Below are 2,568 nucleotides of genomic sequence, written 5' to 3'. Positions count from 1 at the left end.
CAAAAAAAGCCCACATCTCTGTGAGCTTTCTTTCTGTCGGAGTGACTGGATTCGAACCAGCGACCTTCCCGACCCAAGTCGGGACACGCTACCAGACTGCGCAGTGTGTAATAAAAAAGCCCACATCTCTGTGAGCTTTCTTTCTGTCGGAGTGACTGGATTCGAACCAGCGACCTTCCCGACCCAAGTCGGGACACGCTACCAGACTGCGCAGTGTGTAATAAAAAAAGCCCACATCTCTGTGAGCTTTCTTTCTGTCGGAGTGACTGGATTCGAACCAGCGACCCCTTGCACCCCATGCAAGTACGCTACCAGGCTGCGCTACACCCCGAATTTTCCATTAATTATTTTCAGGAACGATATCCTCCCCGATTCGGGTTCGAAATTAGTGTTTTCATTTTATAATCTGAAATCAGTTTCCAATTAATTCCGATTTACATTTAGAGAATGGCAACAACTCATTGAAGATAAGACAATTTGATTTGGGCAAAAACAATTAAAATCAATCCAAAAAATGATTTTAATCAGTCTTTGGAGTCACTTTACTTACTAGCTTAGCAATATTAAACCTAACCAAAGTAGCCATGAAAAAGCGAGAACCAGTTAAAGATATTATGACTTCAAATGTCTTTACCGTTCAGGAGAACGAGAAATTGGCCAGAGTGATTGAATTGTTCAGAAAACATAAAATAAGGCATTTACCCGTACTTACAGGTAAAAAGATATCCGGTATGATCAGCAGAACAGATATTAACAGGCTTACATTTGGTGCTTTGTTCGATAATCAGGAAGGTGCGGATGAGGCAGTTTTGGAAATCTTAAGCATTCCACAAGTAATGACCTCAAAACCGAAAGTCGTATCCATAACAGACTCAGTTAAGGACGTAGCAGAGATTTTTGCTAATGAAGAATTTCATGCACTTCCTGTAGTGGAAGAAGACGAACTGAGGGGTATTGTCACCACTACTGATGTTATCAAATATTTACTGCAACAATATTAAATATTCTCAGTAAAAATCGGAGGAAACAACGAGCGTTTTCCGAACTTCTTTACAACAGTTTTTGCACATCACAGCTTCCGGATTCATAAGCTTAGCATGCCTATATGCTTCCATGGAATTGTTGAATGGACCCAGATAATCCCTCTCCAAAATGTTGGGGATATTTGGGCACTCCCGGTCATGAATTTCAAACTGACCATCATTATTGTTTTTCGTAGCGAGATAAAAGAATTTCATCAGATTAAGGGTTTTAGCTAATCAAATCTATAAAAGAGTTTGATAAAAAAAAGCCCTCAACTGCTTTATTTTAAAGTATTTTTAAGAAAAATGAAAAAAATATTTTTCGGAAGAATTATCATTTCAGCCCACGCCCCTTCCTCTTTCAGACCTTCTCATCGGCATCGAATCTACAGTCCTAAAAATAAAATCCCAATCCAAGTCACCTTCTTTTTTGACCTTAACACCCCCATCTAATCCAATCAAAACCCAACAATTTTTGGTGGATCCCATTTGGTATTTTGAGGTGATTGATTTTTGCTGTTCAGCAGAAAATGTGAAATCTGAGTTTGATAAAATTCCATCTTCATTAAAAATAAAATATATCAGTTTCCTATCCCGAAGTTCCTCTTTCAAAAAATCAAAATCCAAATTTTCACGCTGAGAGGAATCTGGAAAGAACAAAACTACCCTGTTTTTCCATTTCAAATTATCCAAAGTTATCTCCTCCTCAAATGAATTGGGAAGTATCGCAAGTAATAATAAGTAGAAGAAAATCATATCAGGTTAACATCCAAAGTTAAATTTATGTTCTTCTGGGTTTAAATCAAATTCCACTACCCCTTCTAAGTTCAATTACGGTAATTTCCGGCCAAATGCCTACTCTTCCCGAAAATGCGTGGAATCCAAAGCCCCGGTTGACATACAGATATTTGCCTGATTCTTTTGCAAGCCCAGCCCAATTTGGGTAACGGTATTGAACAGGACTCCACTTTAGAAATGGTGTTTCTATCCCAAACTGCATGCCGTGTGTATGCCCCGACAAGGTCAAATGGATCGTATTGCTATGTTTTTTCACCTCTGCGTCCCAGTGGGATGGATCATGGGAAAGCAGGATTTTGAAATCCTCTTCAACTGTTCCTTCCAAAGCTTTTTCCAAGTCTCCCTGTGATTTAAAGCCTATACCCCAATTTTCAACACCCAATAATTTCAAGTTTTGTCCGTCTTTCTCAATAATAACATTTTCATCCAAAAGCAATCTGTACCCTAGTTTAGCATGCTGCTTTTTCAGATTATTTAAATTCTCATGTTTGGCTTCTTTATTTGGCCAACTCACATAATCACCGTAATCATGGTTTCCCAAAATTGAGAATTGACCATACGGCGCTTTAATGGCTTCGAACTGTGATAAGAAGGGCTCAATTTCTTCAGCCTTATGGTTTACCAAATCTCCGGTAAATACAAAAAGATCGGAATTCTGGGCTTTGGCCAAATCAATTCCTTTTTGAACTGCAACAGGATTTTTGAAACTTCCTGAATGTATATCCGAAATCTGAGTGATTGTAAAGCC

The 2,568-nt window shown here is 38.7% G+C and carries 4 protein-coding genes and 3 tRNA genes; 1 reads left to right on the top strand and 6 read right to left on the bottom strand.

Translation table 11 applies throughout. From position 1 onward, the window contains the following. Positions 1-43: 43 nt before the first annotated feature. From ACEW8U_RS03190 to ACEW8U_RS03180, 3 genes are all read right to left on the bottom strand, one after another. Positions 44-103: transfer RNA gene (locus tag ACEW8U_RS03190), tRNA-OTHER, on the bottom strand. Positions 104-153: 50 nt separating this feature from the next. Continuing rightward, positions 154-213: transfer RNA gene (locus ACEW8U_RS03185), tRNA-OTHER, on the bottom strand. A gap of 44 nt (positions 214-257) precedes the next feature. Then, a tRNA-Pro gene (locus tag ACEW8U_RS03180) sits at positions 258-331 on the bottom strand. A gap of 253 nt (positions 332-584) precedes the next feature. On the opposite strand from ACEW8U_RS03180, the gene ACEW8U_RS03175 reads away from it, so the two are divergent. Next, the gene (locus ACEW8U_RS03175) at positions 585-1,001 is read left to right on the top strand and encodes a CBS domain-containing protein (RefSeq protein WP_373520585.1); all 417 of its coding nucleotides are present in this window, start codon (positions 585-587) and stop codon (positions 999-1,001) included. A 6-nt stretch (positions 1,002-1,007) separates the two neighbouring features. On the opposite strand, the gene ACEW8U_RS03170 is transcribed toward ACEW8U_RS03175, so the two are convergent. The 3 genes from ACEW8U_RS03170 to ACEW8U_RS03160 all read right to left on the bottom strand — a co-directional run. Then, a complete protein-coding gene (locus ACEW8U_RS03170; protein WP_373520584.1) occupies positions 1,008-1,238 on the bottom strand; it encodes a hypothetical protein in 231 nt (76 codons plus the stop codon). A gap of 123 nt (positions 1,239-1,361) precedes the next feature. Continuing rightward, complete coding sequence (locus ACEW8U_RS03165) at positions 1,362-1,778, bottom strand: DUF4174 domain-containing protein (protein WP_373520583.1); 417 nt, start codon at positions 1,776-1,778, stop codon at positions 1,362-1,364. Between the two features lie 46 nt (positions 1,779-1,824). Then, positions 1,825-2,568, bottom strand: a 744-nt coding sequence (locus tag ACEW8U_RS03160; protein WP_373520582.1) for a metallophosphoesterase, incomplete at its 5' end; no start/stop codon positions are given.

Source organism: Aquiflexum sp., assembly GCF_041751335.1.
In the GTDB taxonomy this organism is placed as follows: Bacteria; Bacteroidota; Bacteroidia; order Cytophagales; family Cyclobacteriaceae; genus Aquiflexum.
Note: the sequence above shows the minus strand (reverse complement) of the source record. Positions and strands in the feature narration are given on the sequence as shown.

Bases quoted from the DNA above. Each gene is read 5' to 3' on its own strand.
- ACEW8U_RS03165 (WP_373520583.1), bottom strand. From the start codon at position 1,778: ATGATTTTCTTCTACTTATTATTACTTGCGATACTTCCCAATTCATTT.
- ACEW8U_RS03170 (WP_373520584.1), bottom strand. From the start codon at position 1,238: ATGAAATTCTTTTATCTCGCTACGAAAAACAATAATGATGGTCAGTTT.
- ACEW8U_RS03175 (WP_373520585.1), top strand. From the start codon at position 585: ATGAAAAAGCGAGAACCAGTTAAAGATATTATGACTTCAAATGTCTTT.